We start from the raw sequence: 23843 nt of genomic DNA, 5'->3' as shown, positions 1-23843 counted from the left end.
TGGCAAATCGTCCAGCCCCGCTAACACTTACCGCTAAACTATGTGGCTCGATATACAACGCATCACTCGTCTAGCTTGGCCTGTACTCATTGGCCAACTTGCATCCATTGCCTTTGGCGTGATAGATACCGTCATGATCGGCCGCTATTCCACTTTTGATCTCGCTTCCATCGCACTAGGTGGTGCCATTTATATCACGGTTTATGCTGCCCTAATAGGCATACTCATTGCTCTATCCCCAATTGCTGCTCAAATGTTTGGGGCTGGAGAGCATACAGCCATCGGGGAAGCCGTTCGCCAAGCATTATGGCTTTCTATAGCTCTAGCGATCCCCGGTATTGCAATACTCTTACACCCACAGTTCATTTTGCAACTATCGAAAACATCGCCAGAATTAGAATTTCGTGCAGTAACATACTTACAAATTTTGGCGTTGGGTTTGCCTGCTGCACTACTCTTTCGGGTGTATTCGTCACTGTCGACCGCTATAGCACGTCCTCACATTGTTATGGCGATTCAGCTAACAGGCCTCTCACTCAAGGTTCCACTTAATCTTATCCTGATCTATGGGATAAACATCGCAGACTGGCAAGTACCTATGCTCGGGAGCAACGGATGTGCGATTGCAACGACGATGATCAATTGGGTGTATTGCGTACTAGGAATAATTTTAATGGCACGACACCCATTTTTGCGTTCTTTTGGGATATTTCACCGCTTTTGTTGGCCTAACTGGCAAACCATTCGCACACTGTTAAAATTAGGTATCCCCATAGGACTGAGCTATTTAATAGAAGTCACGGCCTTTTCATTCATGACGATATTCATCGCTCGGTTTGGAGCCGAAACTCTTGCAGGACATCAAATAGCAGCTAATCTGAGTGCGCTTCTTTACATGCTACCAATGTCTCTTGCTATCGCGACGACAACACTGACAGCTCAGGCCATTGGCTTACACGATTTTGAAGCAGCGGCTCGTACCGGTCGCCACGGCATTACATTCGCTACAGTACTAGCCTTAGGTCTAGGATTGTTTATCTGGTTTGCTCGTCCACTAGTAATTCCGCTTTACACTCCAAATGCAACGATTGCAAGTATTGCAGCACCATTGTTGGCACTGACTGCTCTTTATCACGTGTTCGATGCATTACAAGTCACCACAGTTTTTGTGCTACGCGCATATAAGGTAGCAATGGTGCCAACAGTGATTTACGCTCTATCGTTGTGGGGCGTAGGCCTTGGTGGTGGCTATATACTTGGCTTTGACATCTTTGGTAATACGCCAGATATGTTAATAGGTGCATCTGGATTCTGGTTTGCAAATAGTATTAGCCTAGCCGCCGCAGCTTGCGGTTTGCTTTTTTTCTATCTACGCTGGATTACACATAGAATAAGTTGAAGAACAGCATAAAAGTACATAACTTACGTCGTCCAGAATCAAAAAAGCCCAGGTCTTAGCCTGGGCTTTTTTTTGGCGGAGCGGACGGGGCTCGAACCCGCGACCCCCGGCGTGACAGGCCGGTATTCTAACCAACTGAACTACCGCTCCAAAAGTAAAAAACTACTAACGGACATTGTCCATAAAATTTAAAATATTCTGGCGTCCCCTAGGGGATTCGAACCCCTGTACTCACCGTGAAAGGGTGATGTCCTAGGCCTCTAGACGAAGGGGACAAATTCTTTATAAGCCTTCGATTAGCGCGCATCCTGCTAAAAGGATAATTCTAAACAACTTTACTTCACTTGTGAAGCCATATTTTCAGTGTGTAAAAAATAAAGCTTTTATCTATATTGTGTAGAATAAACTAGGCAAGATCCTTTCTCTTCCAAAGCAACTCTTTATTCTAATACCAATATGATTAGGTGTAAATATCTAATCTTCAATTTTTTCGTGCTTTATTTCTTGAATTTTTATTCAAAAAAAAATGACGACTTTTCGAGGTCGTCATTTTTTTTTGAATAAAAATTCAAGATAGCAGCATTCAAAACACGTTAAGGAGTTGCCACATAAAAAAACACATACTAATGCTAAGCAAACCTACTGCTAGTCATCGGCTTCTACTCGTTTCAGTAATGCTGGCGCACCAACCTTATCTTCTTCAGTCAGCACTTTGTGTGATAAACGCAAACGTCCCTTTTCATCTTGCTGAATAACCTTCACGCGAACTACCTGCCCTTCCTTGAGATACTCATTTAAATCCTTAATACGTTCGTTAGCAATTTCAGAAATATGCAGTAACCCATCCTTTCCAGGCAAAATGCTCACAATCGCACCAAACTCAAGTAGCTTCAGTACAGTGCCATCGTAAACAGAACCCACTTCGACTTCAAAGGTAATTAACTCGATGCGCCGCTTCGCTTCAGCGATACCTTCTGAACTCGTGCTGGCGATTGTAAGAACACCATCGTCAGAAATATCAATTTGCGCGCCTGTCTCTTCCGTCAACATTCGAATCACCGATCCACCTTTCCCAATCACATCGCGGATTTTGTCCGGATTAATCTTTAAGGTAAGAATACGCGGTGCAAATTCCGACATTTCAGTCCGAGCACATGACACAGCCTCTTCCATTTTTCCAAGGATATGCAAGCGACCTTCCTTGGCTTGTGCTAAAGCAACCTGAATAATTTCCTTGGTGATGCCTTGAATCTTGATATCCATTTGTAGTGCTGTCACGCCGTTAGCGGTACCAGCAACCTTTAAGTCCATATCACCCAGGTGATCTTCGTCACCCAAAATATCCGATAAAACAGCAAATTTATTATCTTCAAGAATAAGGCCCATGGCGATTCCAGCAACATGAGACTTCATTGGCACTCCTGCATCCATCATGGCCAAGCAAGCGCCACAGACAGAAGCCATTGAGGACGACCCATTCGATTCAGTAATTTCTGAAACAACACGGAGTGTGTAGCCAAATTCCTCTGTACTCGGTAAACAAGGAACCAGCGCCCTCTTAGCCAAACGGCCATGACCAATCTCACGACGTTTAGGAGAACCAACACGACCAGTCTCACCTGTGGCAAAAGGTGGCATATTATAATGCAACATGAAGCGATCACGAGACTCACCTTGCAGCGCGTCGATAATCTGCTCATCACTCTTCGTACCCAACGTAGTCGCCACCAGCGCTTGCGTTTCACCACGAGTAAAGAGTGCTGATCCATGAACACGAGGCAATACGCCAGTACGGATCGAAATTGGACGCACCGTACGCGTGTCACGACCATCAATACGCGGCTCACCAGCCAAAATTTTGCTACGAACGATCTTCGATTCAAGCTCGCATAAAATATTACGTACTTCAATCTCGTCAGGGACCCTTTCACCTTTAGCCACAGCAATTTCAGCAAGTTTAGCGCTCACATCGGCACTCACTTCACGTATTTGCTTCGTACGAGCTTGTTTCTCACGTGTTTCATAAGCCGTGCGTAATGCATCGTTTGCCAACGCAGTCACCTGCTCTATCAACACCTCATTCTTATCAGCAGGAGCCCAATCCCATTCAGATTTTCCACCATCACGCACCAGATCATGAATCGCATCGATTACCATTTGTATTTGTTCATGACCGAACACAATAGCACCTAACATCAGATCTTCTTTTAACTCTTTAGCTTCTGATTCCACCATTAGTACAGCTTGCTCCGTACCTGCAACAACCAGATCCAACTGCGATGTAATAATCTCTTCACGCGATGGATTAAGTACGTATTGATTGTCTATGTAAGCCACACGTGCAGCAGCCATAGGGCCATTAAATGGCAAACCTGAAACAGCGAGTGCAGCTGAAGCCCCGATCAAAGCGGGGATATCAGCTGGCACAGCTGGATTCAAAGAAACAACTTGTACAACGACATGCACCTCGTTATAAAATCCTTCTGGAAATAGTGGACGAATTGGTCTATCTATCAAACGAGACGTCAGAGTCTCATTTTCAGAAGGACGACCTTCGCGCTTGAAGAAACCACCCGGAATCTTTCCAGCAGCATAAGTTTTTTCAAGATAATCAACCGTCAACGGAAAGAAATTTTGACCAGGCTTGGACTTCTCTGCAGCGACAACACTAGCCAATATAACCGTCTCATCCATATCCACGATCACTGCACCAGAAGCCTGACGAGCAATCTCACCGGTTTCGAGTCGAACTGTATTTTTCCCCCACTGAAACGTTTTCACAACTTTATTAAACATTTATACTCCTTCTCATGTATATCTGATCGCGCGAATTCAGCAGCAGCGGCGCGACGACACTGCCGAGCATCTTAATGTATTCCACGACGAAGAATTTATGTCATTCGAGTGAGTCACCTAATCACTCTCTCGAATGACATAACTCCTGTTTATCGAGATCCCCCACAGTCAAAATCTAATCGAACTAGTTACACAAAGCATTAAATTTTCATCTTTTATCTCAAAAAAAATGCCTGCATCAGCACGCTGATACAGGCATTTTTCGATAGTTTAAGGACTTACTTACGCAATCCAAGCTTTTCAATCAAAGTACGGTAGCGGTCAACATCCTTACCTTTTAGATAATCAAGCAACTTTCGACGGCGGCTTACCATCTTCAAAAGCCCGCGGCGGCTGTGATGATCTTTCATATGCGTCTTAAAATGAAAGGTCAGCTCGTTGATACGGGTCGTTAATAAAGCAACCTGCACTTCGGGACTACCGGTGTCGTTAACAGTACGAGCAAATTTGACAACAACATCCGATTTTTTTATATGTGTGTTAGTAGACATTCTTTCCTTAATCGAACAAGCGGTCACGGAAGAAAGGCCGTGCCGTGATTTTAAAAATTCAACCAAAAAGAACCAACGCCTCTGACTATATAAATACTCAGAGCAGGTTATTTTTTATTATATATGAAAAATAAGGGAAAAATAAAAAATAATCTTAGACAAACGCCTAAATACACTTCCCTCCTGTGCAGCAGGAGATTTTTACGTAGAATGACATTTAGGGTTCAATAATGAACTTCTCTTTCAATCTAGAATAACCCTGACAATTTTCCACCCACCGAACTCATGATTTGGTGCCGGATCTGCAAGCATCACGGCCCCCACTTCATGGCTGCCTTTCGAAAAAAGTAGATACGACCACTTACGGTGTCAATTGCGGATTAAGCTTTTCAGTCTTAGCAAGTAGTTTGTTAAGAGCCGCCAAATACGCCTTGGCTGAAGCAGCAACGATATCAAGATCGGTGCCAACAGCATTAACTATACGACCAGCCTTCGATAGGCGCACCGTCACTTCGCCCTGTGACTCCGTGCCTGTAGTAATAGCATTGACTGCATATAGCAAAAACTCGGCCCCGCTCTCAACACGAGATTCAATGGCATTAAGTACCGCATGAACCGAACCATTACCTCTAGATTCTCCGACACACTCATTACCCTGATCTGTAAATACAACCCTTGCATGTGAATGTCCTCCAGTCTCTGAGCGTTGGGACATCGATACGAAGTAGAAACGCTCATCACCCTTCACTTGTGCCTCACTCGACACAATAGCTAGGATATCTTCATCATAAATTTCGACTTTCTGATCTGCCAATGCTTTAAAACGCGAAAATGCCTCGTTGACCTCCGCTTCTGAATCCATTGCAATACCAAGCTCTTGTAAGCGCTGCTTAAACGCATTACGCCCCGATAATTTACCAAGCACGATCTTATTGGCCATCCATCCAACATCTTCTGCACGCATAATTTCATACGTATCACGTGCTTTGAGCACGCCATCTTGATGAATACCTGATGCATGCGCGAACGCATTGGCGCCCACTACTGCTTTATTCGGTTGAACGACAAACCCTGTGATTTGGGAGATAAGCTTAGAGGTCGGTACAATCTGTGTTGTATCAATACCTAATGCCAAGCCAAAGTAATCCTTCCGCGTTTTCAAGGCCATCACAACCTCTTCGAGAGCTGTATTCCCTGCTCTCTCGCCTAAACCATTCACCGTACATTCAATCTGACGAGCCCCACCCAATCGAACGCCGGCCAGTGAATTAGCAACTGCCATACCCAAATCATTGTGGCAATGCACTGACCAAATAGCTTTATCTGAATTAGGTACTCGCTCACGCAACGTCCGGACCAATTGACCATAAAGCTCTGGCACACCATATCCAACGGTATCAGCCACATTAATTGTCGTTGCCCCTTCATTGATAATGATCTCCAAAACACGACACAGGAAATCAATATCAGAACGGCTAGCATCTTCGGGTGAGAATTCAATGTTATCCGTAAATTGACGTGCGAATCGTACAGACAACTTAGCCTGTTCAAGCACCTGATCTGGCATCATGCGCAACTTCTTCTCCATATGGAGTGGCGAAGTAGCAATAAAAGTATGAATGCGTGATGAATTTGCGCCTTTAAGAGCTTCAGCCGCTCGTGCAATATCTCTCTCATTGGCACGAGCTAAACTGCATACCGTGCTTTCTTTGACAATGCTGGCAATCGCTTTAATTGCCTCAAAATCACCGTTAGAACTTGCAGCAAAACCAGCCTCGATTACATCAACACGCAACCGTTCCAATTGTCGCGCAATACGAATTTTTTCATCACGAGTCATCGAAGCACCAGGTGATTGTTCACCATCACGCAAAGTCGTATCGAATATTATCAATTGGTCAACCATAACTTTCTCCTGTTAGAATTCATTTAACCACTAAGGGATGTATCCGTTATCACTTCGCTATCAGGTACACAAACGGTATTGAGAGATCAAATCAAGAGGTACTGCTGCCACGCAGTGCATAGAAGCGACTAAAGGAAGAAAGGGAAACAGTGCTGAGGAAGATACATATGTGACAGACTAAACCTGTATTCATTTTGCAAAAATAGATGTTCAATAATTCCGCGACAACCGGCAAAAAGCACGGGCAGCATCATGCAAAAAATTATCAAATTAGGATGCCTAAATTCGAAATAATTTCCTTCCAATAAATCTTATCTTAGTATTAAAAACACCTGGTTTATAAACTTCAAAAAATGTAATGGTAAAATACTACTGCAGTTGCTGCAGATTTAATGAACAATCTTATAAAACGTATTTTCATTCTCGTTCATATGGTATTTTCACACGTCCCAGGTATTTTCAGGGATTATATTTTATCCTCGACCCAGCCTTCTTCCAAGATGTCCCCCAGATCACTTAATTAAAAAATCAAGTAGCCAAACACCTCGTTCGTGTAAAAATTATCCGAAATACCTAGGCTCTTTGCGTCGTTTTATTTTATTTAACAATAGTCTTCCGATAGTTTTTTTAAGCATACTACTCAGACGTCGCTAAAAATTCTCTTTCGAATATGACCCTAATTTCTCTTTCATTAATGAAATTCAGAATAACAATGTTTACATAATTAAAGCGTTAAAAAACGCGGATCAATCGTCCTCGTCACCAAAAATTCGAGAATGTCTCCCGTTTAAAAATCGTATAACCCACAGAACATAGCCTGAAAAACTATACAGGCAAAACAATCCAAACAAAACAAATGGTGGATCTGAGGAAACTAGCACAAATGCCACCATAAAGAGCAATATCATTCCAAACGAGACACGATGTCGTACATCAAGCATCTTTCCGCTATAAAACGGCGCATTCGAAACCATTGACATACCAGCATAGATGGTCAGTACGAACGCCACCCAGGGCATCCAGAATACGTTGACAGGTAGCTTATTGTCGATCGCTAGCCACACAAATCCGGCGATAATAGCAGCCGCCACTGGACTTGGTAACCCTTGAAAAAAACGCTTATCGACGACGCCAATATTTGCGTTAAAACGCGCAAGCCGCAATGCAGCACCATAAACGTAAACAAACGCTGCAACCCAACCCCATTTTCCAATATCGCGCAAAATCCATTCATACATAACAAGTGCCGGTGCCACTCCAAAAGATACCATATCCGACAGACTATCATAATGCTCACCAAATACACTTTGTGTATTTGTCATACGAGCAATGCGTCCATCCATACCGTCAAGTAGCATCGCCAAAAAAATCGCGATGGCAGCATGTTCAAAATGGTTATTCATAGCCTGTACAATTGCAAAGAAGCCACAAAACAAGGCAGCTGTCGTAAATGCGTTAGGCAGAAGATAAATACCTCGCTTAAGCGGGCTCACCGGCACGAGATTGTCGTGCTCCCGTTCAAAATTTTCGCTCATGGGCTTGTCCGTAGTTAGATTCGATTGAAACCGACCAATAAGCTTAAAGTTGCGCCAGAATAGTCGATGTCGCGGACACCTTATCACCGATAGCGACAAGTGGGCGAGAATCCAACGGCAAATAAATATCGACACGTGAACCGAAACGTATAAAACCGTAGCGTTGACCACGCATCAAGATATCCCCCGTTTTCACGTAACATAGAATACGACGCGCAATCAATCCTGCCACCTGAACACTCGTTACGAAGTGGTCCCCCACCTTAATCACCAATGCATTACGTTCATTCTCTAATGATGACTTATCAAGGTCTGCATTGAAAAATCGCCCAGGAAAATACTCGATCTTCGTCACAATACCATCAATTGGTGCACGATTCGAATGTACATTGAACATATTCATGAATACGCTTATTTTGAGTGCTTCACGCCCAACGTAAGGATCTTGTGTTTTTTCAATCGCTACAATACGCCCATCGGCAGGTGATAAAACTACTCCTGTCTGCTGTGGTACAAGCCGTGGTGGATCACGGAAGAATTGCAACACCAATAGGGCGATACCCCAGAATGGAATAGCCCAAAAAATATCAGCAAAAAAATGTACTGCGAGCGCAACAGCAACTGCTATGGCCAAAAAAGACCACCCTTCTCGGGCAATAATGGGGTGAGGGTAATTCATGGATATAACTCGTGTCCTTTACGAAATTCTGATTCTATTAATGCATACATAACATGCAAGCAGCTAGTTTTCTCGACCACTCACATATCAAACGAAAAAGCCGCCCAAGATACCTATATGGCACACGAGCGGCTTTCCCCAAAAAACATTAGGCTAATGGGATAAAGAGCACCCACCAACCTCCGATGGCCAACTTAGTTCTTCGATTGGTCGACCAACTTATTCTTCGAAATCCAAGGCATCATCGCACGCAGCTTACCACCAACCTCCTCAATCTGATGCTCAGCCACCAAGCGGCGACGGGAAATCAGAGTTGGTGCACCAGCTTTATTTTCTAGAAGAAAATTCTTTGCATATTCGCCAGTTTGAATATCTTTGAGAGATTTACGCATGGCATCTTTGGTTGCCTCAGTCACAACCCGAGGTCCAGTAACATACTCACCATACTCAGCATTGTTCGAAATAGAGTAGTTCATGTTGGCGATACCGCCTTCATAGATCAAATCAACAATTAGTTTCAATTCATGCAAACACTCGAAATAAGCCATTTCAGGGGCGTAGCCAGCCTCCACTAACGTTTCAAATCCTGCCTTAATTAACTCAACTGTACCGCCACATAGAACAGCCTGCTCACCGAATAAGTCGGTTTCAGTTTCTTCGCGGAAGTTAGTTTCAATCACTCCGGCACGGCCACCGCCGTTCGCAGCTGCATAAGACAACGCGATATCGCGCGCTGCACCGGACTTGTCTTGCGACACAGCGATTAGATGTGGCACACCACCACCTTGTGTGTAAGTCGATCGCACAGTGTGTCCCGGCGCCTTCGGCGCGATCATTACAACATCAAGATCATCACGAGGAACGACACAACCATAATGGACGTTGAAACCATGTGCAAAAGCCAATGCAGCACCATTTTTAATGTTAGCGTGCACCTCATTTTTATAGACATCGGCAATCTGCTCATCCGGCAACAGCATCATGACAATATCTGCTGATTTGACTGCTTCTGCTACTTCCTTAACGATTAAACCGGCCTTGGTGGCTTTATTCCAAGAGCCGCCATTCTTGCGAAGCCCAACTGTTACGTTAACACCACTATCCTTCAAATTCAACGCATGAGCATGGCCTTGGGAACCATAGCCGATGATTGTGACTTGCTTGCCTTTGATGAGCGATAGATCTGCATCTTTGTCGTAAAAAACTTTCATTAGAATACCTGTATCACTAAAAATTAACCGAATCAAAATCAAAAAGAAATATGAGCCGTACAGTGACTACCTTCACTTGTTTTTTTCAAGTTGAAGCTGCCCCCCATCAGATTCTCGTGGATTCTGAAAAAAGTCAACAACTTGCAGCAAATCTGTACGCCGATAATGCCAAATAACATAATAATGCCAATACAAAAAAAACTTGGTAACCTATCATGCTTGTAATTAAAACAACAGTGCAAATGAACACACAACAGGGTCTGTTAGCAAACATCACCCTCCCCAGAGGGCTATTCCTACAAAAAAGATTATCAAAGTTTGAGAGTACGCTCGCCGCGACCAATCCCAGATCCTCCTGTACGGACAGTTTCGAGAATCAACGTTTGATCCAGCCCCTCAATAAATGCATCTAATTTTGAAGAATCTCCAGTCAACTCAATCGTATAAGTTGTCTCCGTGACATCGATGATGCGGCCGCGAAAAATATCCCACATCCGCTTCATTTCCTCTCGCTCCTTACCAACAGCACGTACTTTGATAAGCATCAATTCACGTTCAATGTGCGGTCCTTCAGTCAGATCTACCACCTTCACAACTTCGATCAATCGATTTAAGTGCTTCGTGATTTGCTCGATGATGTCATCCGACCCTGTCGTAACCACAGTCATACGTGATAATGAACGATCTTCAGTAGGTGCCACAGTTAACGTTTCAATGTTGTAACCTCGTGTAGAAAACAAACCAACCACGCGTGAAAGCGCGCCTGCCTCATTTTCTAACAAAACAGAAATAATGTGCCTCATAGTGTGTCTCAGATCCTCCACTTTTCAATAAACATAGCGCATACGGACAGCTAGCTAAGGTAGCAATTCACGCACATTCCATGCTACAGATCTTCTGAACCGAGTAACATCTCGCTAATACCCTTGCCCGCCTGAACCATCGGCCAAACGTTCTCAGTAGGATCTGTTTGAAAATCCATGAATACTGTACGGTCACGCATCTTCAATGCCTCACGCAAAGCAGATTCAACGTCTGCCGATTTTTCAATCCGCATACCAACGTGACCATAAGCTTCTGCAAGCTTTACAAAGTCAGGTAGAGCATCCATATACGAACTAGCATATCGTTTCTCATATTCGATCTGCTGCCACTGACGCACCATGCCAAGATAGCGGTTATTGAGTGACAAAATCTTGATAGGAGTCGAATATTGCAAACACGTCGATAGCTCTTGAATGCACATCTGAATAGAGCCTTCACCCGTAATGCAGGCTACCTCAGCATCAGGGTGCGCCATCTTGACGCCAACAGCTGCAGGAAGCCCAAATCCCATCGTTCCTAAGCCCCCAGAGTTAATCCAGCGACGCGGCTTATTAAAGCGATAATATTGTGCCGCCCACATCTGGTGCTGCCCAACATCTGAACAGACAAAAGCATCACCGTTTGTCAGTTTCCAATAGGTTTCGACCACATGCTGAGGCTTAATTACTTCACTTTCGAGGTCATATGCCAGACAACAACGAGAACGCCATGCTTCGATTTGCTGCCACCAAGCAACAAGTGCTTGTGAGTTTGGTTCATATTCATCTGCCTGCAGGCCATCGATCATCTCTCGAAGAACTTCCTTCACGTCACCGACGATCGGAATATCCACTTTCACCCTTTTTGAAATCGATGAAGGATCAATATCGATATGAATAATCTTGCGTGGCGTCTCAGAAAAATGTGCAGGATTACCAATCACTCGATCGTCGAAACGTGCACCAATGGCGATCAAAACATCGCAATTCTGCATTGCCATATTGGCCTCATATGTACCATGCATGCCCAACATACCAAGAAATTTTTTATCCGAAGCACGATATCCCCCCAATCCCATCAACGTATTTGTGACAGGAAAATCAAGCAAGTCGGCAAATTGATTGAGTTCTTGTGAGGCATCGGCAAGAATAACACCACCACCTGAGTAGATATAAGGACGCTTAGCTGAGAGCAACAAGCTCATCGCCTTACGAATTTGACCGGAATGTCCTTTCGTTAATGGATTATAGGACCTCAACGAAACTGTCTTCGGATATTCGTAATTCGTGAGTGCCTTTGAAATATCTTTTGGAATATCAATTAACACGGGACCTGGCCGACCAGTTTTGGCGATATAGAACGCCTTCTTGATCGTTCTTGCCAGTTCTCGCACATCCTTTACAAGGAAATTATGCTTCACACAAGGCCTGGTGATACCGATTGTGTCGCATTCCTGAAATGCATCCTGTCCTATCACAGCAGTTGGCACCTGACCTGTAATGATCAGCAGCGGTACCGAATCCATGTAAGCTGTCGCAATGCCAGTTACAGCATTCGTCACTCCAGGACCAGAGGTTACGAGACAAACCCCTATTTTATTGGTCGAGCGCGAATAGGCGTCAGCAGCATGCACAGCGGCTTGCTCGTGGCGAACAAGAATGTGCTTAATCTTATCCTGCTTATAAAGTTCATCGTAAATGTGAAGTACCGAGCCTCCAGGATAACCCCAAAGGTACTCGACACCTTCTTCCTGAAGCGAACGCACAAGAACCTCAGCCCCGATCATCTCATCGGAGGAGGATTGGTGAGAAGCGTCCGCTTCGGAAAATTCGGCGCTTGGCATGTTCATCGTTGACCTTTCAAGTTTTCGGCAAAAAATTTGATCGGATGCTCTCCTCACTCGTTTGTAACACGTGGCTCAAGCGGTACATCTAAATGATGGGCAATCCGGATAGGCAAAGCCCAAAGCCGATATATTGTGACAATCACAACATCATATTGCGAACTTTTCAAGATATAGGTTTGTACCGAAATGGTCAAGCCAGTCATTGATAAATTAACAAATATTGTCAATATTCCACGTTTTCTTGCACCAGTACATCAACGAGAAAATTTCCCTTATACGGCATAGGGTATTCAAAAGATACCAAATATCGGAAATAACGAGTTTATGTTAAACATAAAATGTTATCAAAACGCAGGATAATCTCTCTGCATTCCGAAGAACGGGATAAACTATAATACCTTTCGATACAATGCCCAAAACACTGCACAGTCAAAGCAAAATATCAAAAAAATTTAAACCTTTTTATACAAAAAACCATCCTAAACGCTCGTTATCAATCCAACAGATTTTAAAATCAATGTCCTCAATTTTTGCGCGATGGCGGTACGTCCGTGCAAATCCCTTCATAAATCTCAGCAGCCATGCCGATGGATTCTCCCAAAGTTGGATGTGGATGAATCGTTTTAGCAATATCCACGGCATCGGCACCCATCTCGATCGCGAGACAAATTTCACCAATCAAATCGCCTGCATGCTTGCCGACAATACCGCCACCTATAATGCGATGTGTGGTTTGATCAAACAAAAGCTTAGTGAAACCTTCATCACAACCATTCGCGATGGCACGGCCAGACGCAACCCATGGGAAAAATGCTTTCTCATACCTCATATCTTCTGCTTTGAGTGACTCTTCTGTCTTGCCTGTCCAAGCAACTTCTGGATCGGTATAAGCAACTGACGGAATTTGCAGTACATCGAAATAGGCTTTCTCACCATGTGCGACTTCCGCTGCCACATGGGCTTCATGCACCGCTTTATGCGCCAGCATCGGCTGTCCCACAATATCACCGATCGCAAAAATATTGGGTACATTCGTACGCATTTGATTATCCACAGGAATAAAACCAAGATCAGTGACAGTAATGCCTGCCTTATGAGCACTGATTTTCTTACCATTCGGAGTACGTCCTATAGCCACCAAAATCAAATCATAGCGTTCTGCTTCTTCAGGCGCCGATTCGCCCTTAAACGTTACATAAATACCATCCCCCTTTGGTTCCACACCAACCGTCTTCGTCTTTAACATGACACGCCCGAAACGCTTGGTATTCTTCTTCTCCCAAACATTAACTAAATCTGGGTCAGCCCCTTGCATCAAACCATCATTCATTTCCACAATATCGATGTTACTGCCTAGAGCACTATAGAACGTTGCCATTTCCAAACCGATGATACCACCACCAACAACTAACATTTTCTTCGGAATTTCCCTCAAAGCCAAAGCTCCAGTAGAATCAACAATACGAGGGTCTTCCGGAAAGAATGGCAGTTTCAAAGCCTCTGAGCCAGCGGCAATAATCGCTTGTCCAAATTTAATGATTCGCTTACCACCACTTAAAATCGTCACCTCCAAATGATTGGTATCAACGAAATTACCAATGCCACACACCACTTCGACCTTACGAATCTTGGCCATGTTATCTAAACCATTCGTCAGTCTGGCAACTACACTTTTCTTATATTCACGAAGCTTATCCAAATCAATTATAGGTTTTCCAAACGAAACGCCATGATGTGAAAGTCCAATGGCTTCTTCCATAATGGATCCGATATGCAACAACGTCTTCGACGGGATACAGCCCACATTTAAGCAAACACCACCAAGAGATGCATGACGCTCAACTAATACAGTCTTTCTGCCCAAATCAGCAGAACGAAATGCCGCAGAATAACCACCCGGACCTGCTCCAATGACGATTACGTCACACTCAATATCCACGTCACCCACATATTTCGCAACTGAAGGATTTGAAACCATTAAATTCTGAGAAAGTGTAGAGATTACCGAAGTATCTGCGACGGTAGGTTTTGCAACAACATCACTCGCGTAAGCTGTTGACTCAACTACTGCAATTAGTGTCCCTTTACTGACTTTATCTCTCTCCTTAACCTCCACCGCCTTGACAACACCTGATACTTCCGAAGGTACTTCTATTGAGGTTTTATCCGATTCCAGTATCACCAGCGATTGATTTTTAACGATAGTGTCACCAGGTTTAATCATTATTTCCACAACTTCCACAACTTCTACGCCGATATCCGGCACTTTGATTTCAATAAAATTCACGCGGAACCTCTCTGTCGCATTATGAGTTGATAACTTCAATAGCAAAGCGTGCACTTCGAAGAAGCTGAAAAATTTTTATGAAATTATGAACTATCCACTCATCAACGATAGCATTCATGCTCAAATCTTGAGTCCAGAAAGCATACATGATTAGCGATCTAAATACGCAGCAAACATCTCATTGGACGGACTTGTCTAAAGTTACAGTATTACTCGACGAAAATCCTGCAACAGTTCCCCCAGATAACTGTTAAAACGTGCAGCTTCTGCACCATCGATTACTCGATGATCATACGAGAGTGATAGGGGCAATATCAGACGCGGTACAAACTGTTGTTTTTGATTATCCCATGTAGGCTTGAGACTTGAACGCGACAAACCCAGAATCGCCACTTCTGGTACGTTAATAATAGGGGTAAACGTCGTTCCACCGATACCCCCAAGTGACGAAATAGAAAAACAGCCACCTTGCATTTGATCCGGCTTAAGCTTCCCATCACGCGCCAACCTAGCCAACTCACCGGTTTCTCGTGCTATTTCGAACACACCTTTTTTATCGACATCACGCACAATTGGCACCATGAGACCATTCAACGTATCAGCTGCAAAGCCTATATGGAAATACTTTTTTAAGACGAGGTTATCCCCATCAAAACTCGCATTGAACGTTACATGTCTTTTAAGTGCCATCACGCAAGCTTTCATAACGAAAGCCAACATTGTCACTTTTGTGCCGGACTTTTCATTTTCCTTATTCAAATTAATACGGAATGCTTCGAGTTCAGTGATATCCGCCTCATCGTTGTTTGTGACATGAGGCACCATCACCCAATTTCGATGCAAATTGGCACCGGAGATTTTTTTAATACGTGAGATATCTTTCAACTCCACCGGACCAAACTTAGCGAAGTCTACTTTAGGCCATGGCAACAAATTCAAATCACCAACACCAGCTCCAGTCGGAGAACCGCTCACAGCACCTAACGCATTATTCCCAGACAATATATTTTTGACGAAAGTCCGCACATCATCAAAGGTAATGCGACCCTTCCGTCCACTACCCTCTATACACCCGACATCAACTCCCAGCTCTCTAGCAAATTTACGCACTGATGGACCAGCGTGACTAATTGTCAGAGATTCCTTCCTTTCAGAAGTTACCGGTACCTTAGTAGAAGTATTCGAGCTTGAAACCCCGAAGCTATCCTGTGCAGATATTGATGGCGAAGATACAGCAGCAGGAACGATCGAATCACAGCTCTCCTCAAGCGACAAAATTAATGTACCTTCCGATACATTATCCCCAACTTTTAGCATCAAATTTTTCACAACACCAGATGCTGAACTTGGTACTTCTATGGTCGCTTTGTCAGACTCCAATGTGATGAGCGATTGTTCAACACTTACTATGTCTCCGACCTTAACAAGCACCTCCACGACCGGTAGGTCTTTGAAATCGCCAATGTCTGGGATTTTCACTTCAATTACTTGACTCACTTCGATAGTCTCCTCGATCAGCTGTGCGCGTCACTCGTCCACCTCTGACCATTTTATAGATAAGAAGATTGGACACAAGTGCGAGGGCAGCAGCATTATACGGTCATCGGATTAGGTTTATTCGGATCAAAATTGTACTTCGCGATCGCTTCAGACACCTTAGAAGCTGAAAATATACCGTCATCTGCCAATGCCTTGAGAGCAGCAATAGTCACCCAGTACCGATCGATTTCGAAGAAGTGTCTCAGCTTTTTACGTGTATCCGAACGACCATAGCCATCAGTCCCCAAAACCACATAACGACTACGAACAAACGGACGTATCTGTTCCGCATAAGTACGAATGTAGTCCGTCGCTGCAATCACGGGACCATCCGTATCTTTGAGACACTTTGTGACATGCGACTCCTGTTGTGTTTGTGTCGGATGCAAAAGATTATAACGTTCCACACTAACACCTTCTCTAGCCAACTGGGTAAAACTAGGGCAGCTCCACAGATCCGACTCGACGCCCCAGTCACTCTTCAGTAATTCACTCGCTGCGATCACTTCATTAAAAATCGCACCAGATCCAAGCAATTGGACACGCGGCATATTGCTATCCATTCCACGGCGGAACGCATACATACCTTTCAGGATGTCCTGTTCCACACCATCTGGCATCGCTGGATGGGCATAGTTTTCATTCATCACTGTCAAATAGTAATAAACATCCTCTTGCTGTTGCACCATGCGGTATAGACCATTCTGAATGATTACTGCCAATTCATAAGCAAAAGTCGGATCATAAGGCAAGCAATTTGGAATAGATGAAGCCCAAACCAACGAGTGACCATCTTCATGTTGTAATCCCTCACCATTGAGGGTCGTACGACCAGCGGTACCTCCGATCAGGAAACCACGCGCACGCATATCACCTGCACTCCAAGCTAAATCGCCAATACGTTGAAAACCAAACATCGAGTAGAAGATGTAAAATGGAACCATCTGTTCACCATGCGCGGAGTACGATGTCGCCGCAGCAATCCAATCACACATTCCACCAGCTTCATTGATACCTTCCTGCAAAATTTGACCGGTCTGTGATTCTTTATAAAACATGAGCTGATCTGAATCCTGTGGCACATATTTCTGACCTTCTTGATTCCAGATACCAATTTGACGAAATAATCCTTCCATACCGAAGGTGCGAGACTCATCGGGCACAATCGGAACGATACGATCACCTAACACCTGATCCTTCAGTAGCACATTTAGTGCACGCACGAAAGCCATAGTCGTCGAGATTTCACGACCTTCATTAGTCGCCTTAAGCAAAGAATCAAATGCCGACAATTGAGGCACTTGTAGAGACGCAGCTTTTTGACGGCGCTGTGGCAAATAACCGCCCAGATCCATACGACGAGTACGCATGTATTCCAGTTCTTTCGATCCATCTTCAAACTTAAGGTAAGGCACATCGACAATCTGTTCATCAGAGAGTGGAAGCTTAAACTGATCACGGAACTTCTTAAGTGCTTCCAGTGGCATCTTCTTCTGTTGATGAGTAATATTGGTCGCCTGACCAGCTTCCCCCATCCCGTAACCCTTAATCGTCTTCGCGAGAATAACCGTCGGCTGTCCTTTATGGTGAGTAGCAGCATAGAATGCTGCATAAATCTTATGTGGATCGTGACCACCACGATTTAGAGCCCAAATTTCTTCATCAGAGTAATCGGCTACCATCTCCTTCAATTCTGGTGTATTGAAGAAATGCTCACGCGCATAAGCACCATCTTTAGACTTGTATGTTTGGTATTCCCCATCAAGCACTTCCATCATGCGTTTCATCAACAAACCATGTTTGTCACGGGCCAAAATCGCATCCCATCGCGAACCCCAAACAATTTTGATAACGTTCCAACCCGCACCACGGAACTCTGATTCAAGTTCCTGAATAATCTTTCCATTTCCACGCACTGGTCCATCGAGACGCTGAAGATTACAGTTAATGACGAACACCAAGTTTTCCAAACGCTCACGACCTGCCATACCAATCGCGCCAAGAGATTCTGGCTCATCTGTTTCACCGTCACCAAGAAATGCCCACACCTTACGACCTTCTGTCTGTACGATATGTCGGCTTTGGATGTATTTCATGAAACGCGCCTGGTAAATCGCCATGATCGGGCCCAAGCCCATGGATACCGTCGGAAATTGCCAAAAGTCTGGCATTAACCACGGATGTGGATAAGACGATAAACCACAACCATCGACTTCCTGACGAAAATTATCAAGCTGTGCCTCAGTCAAACGACCCAAAAGGAATGCACGGCTATAGATACCTGGCGACGAATGCCCTTGTACAAACACCAAGTCTCCGCCATGCTTCTCAGACGGCGCATGCCAGAAATGGTTATAACCAACGTCATACAATGTAGCGGCAGAAGCAAATGAGGCAATATGCCCCCCAACATTCGTATCCTTGCCAGCACGCAGAACCATCGCGACCGCATTCCAACGCGTGTAAGAACGAATCTTATGCTCAATCTCCTGTTCACCAGGGATACGCGCCTGCTGATCTACTGGAATCGTATTAAGATAGGGAGTGTTAGCTGAGAACGGATGGTGAGACCCATTGATACGAGCAAATTCAATTAACTTCTCAAGCAAATAATGTGCTCGTTCAGAACCTTCGTTAGCCATCACGCCCTCAAGCGCAGCAAGCCATTCTTCGGTTTCCTGTGGATCTACATCCGTAGTAGATACGATTTTCAGGGCTTCTTCAAGTACGGCGGACATTTTTGTCTCCTGTCTATCGTTGACGGTTAGCGTAACGGTTAAACTCGACTCGAAAGACAAGCGTCCCGATCTTTTCCACCGGGCATTGTACGAAGGCTCGGCGGCCTTTTGCAAGAGGAATTTAAAATTCAAATATCATGTTTGTGATACAAAATATCTTATCTTATATACCTCCTTGGCCAAAAAGGCTTTTCACCAATTTTATCTCTCATCAGGGTATTGTGAATTTCTTTCAAAGAAATTTTTTCTAACTAAGTTTCGATGGAGAAATTCAATGATGGATTATTTTACACAACTACAAAAGATACGAAAAAAACAAGATGACATCCTCTACAATCCACAATACTTTCGCCTGAAATGAATGCAATATATCTTGCAGTGCAGGTTAATCACACATCTCACATCTAAGAATGAGTTACTTAAACGCCTATTTAACTTCGAAAAATTGAGAGCCTCACAACAAAAATATATGGAAACACGATAAACCATCAGTCAATCAAATTAGGCAGTATTTGACAAAGTTATTAACTGCTAGATACATGCATGTAGAGTTAATTTGTTTGACAAAGCCATTTTTAAACTACTTATCCGTTTAAAAGATTAAGGTTGGTCCGTGTTTTTTCGAGGTTGGTATAATATCCGCCCTACGTCCGCATCTTTGAACAAAAAGACTGATGACAAACTTTTCTCTTAAATACTGATCCAGTCTACCAATCATGACAGCCAACCTAATCGACGGCAACGATCTTGCCAAAAAAATTCGTAGCGAAGTTGCTGCTAGATCGGCTGTTTTAACTGCCAGAGGGCATCAACCGGGCCTAGCTGTCATACTTGTCGGCGAAGATCCGGCGAGCCAAGTATACGTTCGCAATAAAATAAAAGCTTGCAAAGACAACGGCCTCTATTCTTCATTCGAGCACTATCCCTACGATCTAACAGAAGCTCAATTAGTTGCGCGCATAGACGACCTGAACAAAAATCCAAAAATTCACGGCATCCTCGTGCAACTGCCACTCCCAAAACATATCGATACTCACAAGGTCATCGAGGCGATCGCAGTAGAAAAAGATGTCGACGGCTTCCATCTATCAAATGCTGGAGCACTGATGACCGGTGCGGCACTATTTCGTCCATGCACCCCTTACGGCTGCATAAAAATGCTCGAATCGATCAGTTTTCCGTTACAGGGTACGTATGCCGTAATCATCGGCACATCCAATATCGTTGGCAAGCCAATGGCCATGATGATGCTCCATGCAGGAGCCACAGTCACCCTTTGCAACAGCAAAACCCGTGACCTAGGATCGCATACACGTAAAGCCGATGTGATTATCGCAGCCGTGGGTCGGCCTAATATTGTCACGGCCGACATGGTCAAACCAGGGGCAGCAGTAATCGACGTCGGCATCAATCGAGATAATGCTGGCAAACTTTGTGGTGATGTTGACTTCCCTAGAGTCAAAGATGTAGCTGGCTGGATTACACCGGTACCTGGCGGTGTTGGACCGATGACCATTACCATGTTACTCGTCAATACCATAGAAGCAACTGAAAATGCACTCAGGAAAGCTACCAAATGATTCTAAGCATCAACGGCTAACAGTATTTTAGACTATCAAAGTATATCCGCACATTCCATGAACTTTTTTACAAAGCACACCAGCCTCAGCCAGATGAAACTCCGAGGTAAATTCATTAAGCTATGGATCGTTTCATGTGCTACCTTCTGGCGTATATACTCGATTCCAAAAAACTAAAAACTAATGTGCTGTCACGCACACTATTTCTAAGTTTATCCTAAGGAATATTCATTGCATGAACACTATACACCCTACCAATCCTCTACTCGATATTGGGAACTTGCCGCGTTTTTCGGAGATTCGTTCCGAACATATTACCCCAGCAATCGATATACTTCTAAAAACTGCAAAAACCACTGTTGCACATATCGCCGATCCAACAACTATAGCTAACTGGACAAATATCTTAGATGCACTTGAAGCGGGTACCGAAGGTTTGAACCGCGCCTGGGAAATTATTGGGCACCTAACAGCTGTCGCAGATACCCCTGAATTACGTGCGGCCTATAACGAGAATCTTCCGCGCATAACAGAATTTTCAACCAGCATCACTCAAAATCTCGCTTTATTTGAAAAATATAAAGCGATCGCGTTAAGCTCTGAATTTTCTGGTTTATCCAACTCTCGAAAAAAAATTATCAATAATGAGATACGCGGCTTCCGCTTAGGTGGTGCGGAATTATCAGAGAATCAGAAAACACGCTTTGCGGAAATTAAAGAATCACAGGCCAAACTAGCCAAAGCATTTTCTGATCATGTACTTGATGCCACAAATAAGTTTTCTTATATCGTCACTGACATCCGAGATCTATCCGGGTTACCGGAAGAGGATCTGGAAGCAGCCCGTGCTACCGCCGAACGAGATAGCCAGAATAAGGAGGGCTGGAAATTCACTCTACACTTCCCATCTTATTTCCCGATTTTGCAATACGCCGACAACCGAAATCTTCGAGAAACAATGTTTAAGGCAAATGTAACCCGTGCGTCCGAACTAGGGCCAGAGTACGGTCAAGGCGATCCAACTTGGGACAATACAGAAAACGTCATCGAACAACTCGTCTTAAGAGCTGAAGAAGCATGTATGTTAGGTTTCAAAAATTATGCTGAATTGTCACTGGAGTCGAAAATGGCCGCCTCTCCAGTACAAGTTCTTAAATTTCTGGAAGACCTCGCAAAAAAAGCTCGTCACTATGCCGAAAAAGATTGGGATGAACTTTGTGAATTCGCCACACAATCTCTTGGCATCCATGACATACAACCCTGGGACATAGCCTACGCCTCAGAGAAACTACGTCAGCAACGATATATGTTCTCAGAAAATGAAGTGCGTCAGTACTTCCCTCTACCCAAAGTCCTTGATGGCCTATTTCGCGTTGCTAGCAAGCTCTTCGATATAACCATCAAGTCTCAGGTTGCTGAAGTGTGGCATCCAGACGTTCGCTTCTTCAGGATCGAGCGCAACGGCGAGCTCATAGCACAATTCTATATGGATCTCTTTTCACGTGAAGGGAAAAGAGGGGGGGCTTGGATGGACAGCGCTCGTACGAGAAAACGTCTACATGATGGCAAATTACAAACACCTATCGCATATTTGGTATGTAACTTCGCAGCTCCTGTACGCAACAAAACAGCCTTATTACTGCACGAGGACGTCATTACGCTATTCCATGAATTCGGTCATACCTTACACCACGTGTTAACAAAAATAGAAGACAGCGCCGTTGCAGGCATCAACGGTGTCGAGTGGGATGCTGTTGAACTACCATCGCAATTCATGGAAAATTTCTGCTGGGAATGGGATGTGATAGAACATATGACATCCCATGTTGATACCGGAAAATCGCTGCCACGCACACTCTTCGACAAAATGATTGCCGCCCGTAATTTCCAAAGTGGTCTGATAATGCTACGTCAGTTAATGCTTTCGGACTTCGATATGCATTTACATTACGACTTCGATCCACACTCTCCAATGCCATCAGTGCTCGATCTGTCACGCAACATCAATGCAAAATTCAACGTCATCCCACAAGTGGAGTTCTCCAGATGGCCACTCACTTTCAGTCATATTTTCTCTGGAGGTTATGCCGCTGGCTACTATAGTTACAAATGGGCCGAAGTGCTGTCGGCAGATGTATATTCAGCATTCGAAGAAGCAGCCAGGTCAAGCGGAACAATCCTCGATACTGTTACGGGAAAACGTTATCACGATGAAATCTTAGCTGTTGGCGGAAGTCGTGAAGCAATGACATCGTTCATTGCTTTCCGCGGTCGCCCACCAAATGTCGATGCATTGCTTCGTCATAGTGGAATGATTTCAAAGAATTGAAGATAAAAGCTCAGGGCTGTCCGAAGTCTACAAAATCTTCTGAAAAAGGGAGGGGGTTCATTTTTTCATGAACCCCCTCCCTTTTTTCTCATCCCACGTGTTTTACTTTGATCGTCGAATTAAAATCGAAAGATTTTCAGGCGATAATGCATCGTAATATTCAAACGGTTGATGAATCCAAGGATTCATCAACAAGAACTTGACATAATAATCGGGTACTAATATCGAACGTGATTTGCACCATAAGACTGCAGACCTTATCTCAGTCACCTCTGGAAAGCGATCCTTTAAATGAAAAAGGACACGCTGAATCGTGACGCCAGAATCCACTAAATCATCAACTAATAACACTCTTCCTTTCAATGCACCACGTGTAATGGTGATGTGCTGAGCTATATCCAGATCAGAACGCACCATCCCAGTAGAGTCATGATAGGAACTTGTTGCCAAAATGGCAAGCGGAAGACCATAGATACGCGACAAATGGTCTCCAACGCGTAAACCTCCACGGGCAAGACACAGAATTTGATCGAATTTCCACTGAGATTCGTAGATTATGAACGCCAAATACTCAATCATACGATGATATTCATCCCATGAGATCCAAAGATTATCATCGTCTTTTTTCGACAAATTCATACCC

General features: G+C 44.1%; 16 protein-coding genes and 2 tRNA genes. 3 read left to right on the top strand and 15 right to left on the bottom strand.

All coding sequences use genetic code 11. The annotated features are described in order from the left end of the window. The first annotated feature begins 40 nt into the window (after nucleotides 1-40). Entirely contained in the window at nucleotides 41-1399 is a 1359-nt protein-coding gene (locus BZL35_RS00845) for an MATE family efflux transporter (RefSeq protein WP_106181937.1), read from the top strand. 73 nt (nucleotides 1400-1472) lie between these two features. Here the strand turns inward: BZL35_RS00845 and BZL35_RS00840 are convergent. The 14 genes from BZL35_RS00840 to aceE form a co-directional block, all read right to left on the bottom strand. Next, a tRNA-Asp gene (locus tag BZL35_RS00840) sits at nucleotides 1473-1549 on the bottom strand. 49 nt (nucleotides 1550-1598) lie between these two features. Beyond that, a tRNA-Glu gene (locus BZL35_RS00835) sits at nucleotides 1599-1674 on the bottom strand. A 370-nt stretch (nucleotides 1675-2044) separates the two neighbouring features. Beyond that, entirely contained in the window at nucleotides 2045-4195 is a 2151-nt protein-coding gene (gene pnp / locus BZL35_RS00830; protein ID WP_106181935.1) for a polyribonucleotide nucleotidyltransferase, read from the bottom strand. Nucleotides 4196-4473: 278 nt separating this feature from the next. Next, nucleotides 4474-4746 (bottom strand): 30S ribosomal protein S15, encoded by a 273-nt coding sequence (gene rpsO / locus BZL35_RS00825; protein ID WP_106181932.1) that lies wholly within the window; start codon nucleotides 4744-4746, stop codon nucleotides 4474-4476. Nucleotides 4747-5107: 361 nt separating this feature from the next. Further along, nucleotides 5108-6652 carry a 2-isopropylmalate synthase gene (locus tag BZL35_RS00820; RefSeq protein ID WP_106181930.1) on the bottom strand — a complete coding sequence of 515 codons (1545 nt, stop codon included), beginning with the start codon at nucleotides 6650-6652 and terminating at the stop codon, nucleotides 5108-5110. Nucleotides 6653-7398: 746 nt separating this feature from the next. Continuing rightward, nucleotides 7399-8187 (bottom strand): CDP-diacylglycerol--serine O-phosphatidyltransferase, encoded by a 789-nt coding sequence (gene pssA, locus BZL35_RS00815; protein WP_106181927.1) that lies wholly within the window; start codon nucleotides 8185-8187, stop codon nucleotides 7399-7401. Between the two features lie 43 nt (nucleotides 8188-8230). Further along, nucleotides 8231-8866, bottom strand: a complete 636-nt coding sequence (locus BZL35_RS00810; protein ID WP_106181925.1) for a phosphatidylserine decarboxylase — start codon at nucleotides 8864-8866, stop codon at nucleotides 8231-8233. Nucleotides 8867-9060: 194 nt separating this feature from the next. Then, entirely contained in the window at nucleotides 9061-10077 is a 1017-nt protein-coding gene (gene ilvC / locus BZL35_RS00805) for a ketol-acid reductoisomerase (protein WP_106181922.1), read from the bottom strand. 311 nt (nucleotides 10078-10388) lie between these two features. Beyond that, complete coding sequence (ilvN, locus tag BZL35_RS00800) at nucleotides 10389-10880, bottom strand: acetolactate synthase small subunit (protein ID WP_106181920.1); 492 nt, start codon at nucleotides 10878-10880, stop codon at nucleotides 10389-10391. An 83-nt stretch (nucleotides 10881-10963) separates the two neighbouring features. Further along, on the bottom strand, nucleotides 10964-12730 hold the full coding sequence (locus BZL35_RS00795) for an acetolactate synthase 3 catalytic subunit (protein WP_106181917.1): 1767 nt from the start codon (nucleotides 12728-12730) through the stop codon (nucleotides 10964-10966). Nucleotides 12731-12777: 47 nt separating this feature from the next. Then, entirely contained in the window at nucleotides 12778-12930 is a 153-nt protein-coding gene (locus tag BZL35_RS05010; RefSeq protein ID WP_181276526.1) for a hypothetical protein, read from the bottom strand. Nucleotides 12931-13250: 320 nt separating this feature from the next. Beyond that, nucleotides 13251-15014, bottom strand: coding sequence for a dihydrolipoyl dehydrogenase (gene lpdA, locus BZL35_RS00790; RefSeq protein ID WP_106181914.1), 1764 nt, complete (start codon nucleotides 15012-15014; stop codon nucleotides 13251-13253). 201 nt (nucleotides 15015-15215) lie between these two features. Next, nucleotides 15216-16511, bottom strand: coding sequence for a dihydrolipoyllysine-residue acetyltransferase (aceF, locus tag BZL35_RS00785; protein ID WP_106181912.1), 1296 nt, complete (start codon nucleotides 16509-16511; stop codon nucleotides 15216-15218). A 95-nt stretch (nucleotides 16512-16606) separates the two neighbouring features. Then, on the bottom strand, nucleotides 16607-19291 hold the full coding sequence (aceE, locus tag BZL35_RS00780; protein WP_106181910.1) for a pyruvate dehydrogenase (acetyl-transferring), homodimeric type: 2685 nt from the start codon (nucleotides 19289-19291) through the stop codon (nucleotides 16607-16609). Between the two features lie 716 nt (nucleotides 19292-20007). Between aceE and folD the strand changes: the two genes are divergently transcribed. Further along, nucleotides 20008-20871, top strand: a complete 864-nt coding sequence (folD, locus tag BZL35_RS00775; protein WP_106181908.1) for a bifunctional methylenetetrahydrofolate dehydrogenase/methenyltetrahydrofolate cyclohydrolase FolD — start codon at nucleotides 20008-20010, stop codon at nucleotides 20869-20871. Nucleotides 20872-21106: 235 nt separating this feature from the next. Continuing rightward, nucleotides 21107-23200 carry a M3 family metallopeptidase gene (locus BZL35_RS00770; RefSeq protein WP_106181906.1) on the top strand — a complete coding sequence of 698 codons (2094 nt, stop codon included), beginning with the start codon at nucleotides 21107-21109 and terminating at the stop codon, nucleotides 23198-23200. A gap of 102 nt (nucleotides 23201-23302) precedes the next feature. On the opposite strand, the gene BZL35_RS00765 is transcribed toward BZL35_RS00770, so the two are convergent. After that, nucleotides 23303-23839 (bottom strand): phosphoribosyltransferase, encoded by a 537-nt coding sequence (locus tag BZL35_RS00765; RefSeq protein ID WP_106181903.1) that lies wholly within the window; start codon nucleotides 23837-23839, stop codon nucleotides 23303-23305. Nucleotides 23840-23843 lie beyond the last annotated feature (4 nt).

This window comes from Candidatus Pandoraea novymonadis (assembly GCF_003004665.1).
GTDB classification, from domain to species: Bacteria; Pseudomonadota; Gammaproteobacteria; order Burkholderiales; family Burkholderiaceae; genus Pandoraea; species Pandoraea novymonadis.
Note: the sequence above shows the minus strand (reverse complement) of the source record. Positions and strands in the feature narration are given on the sequence as shown.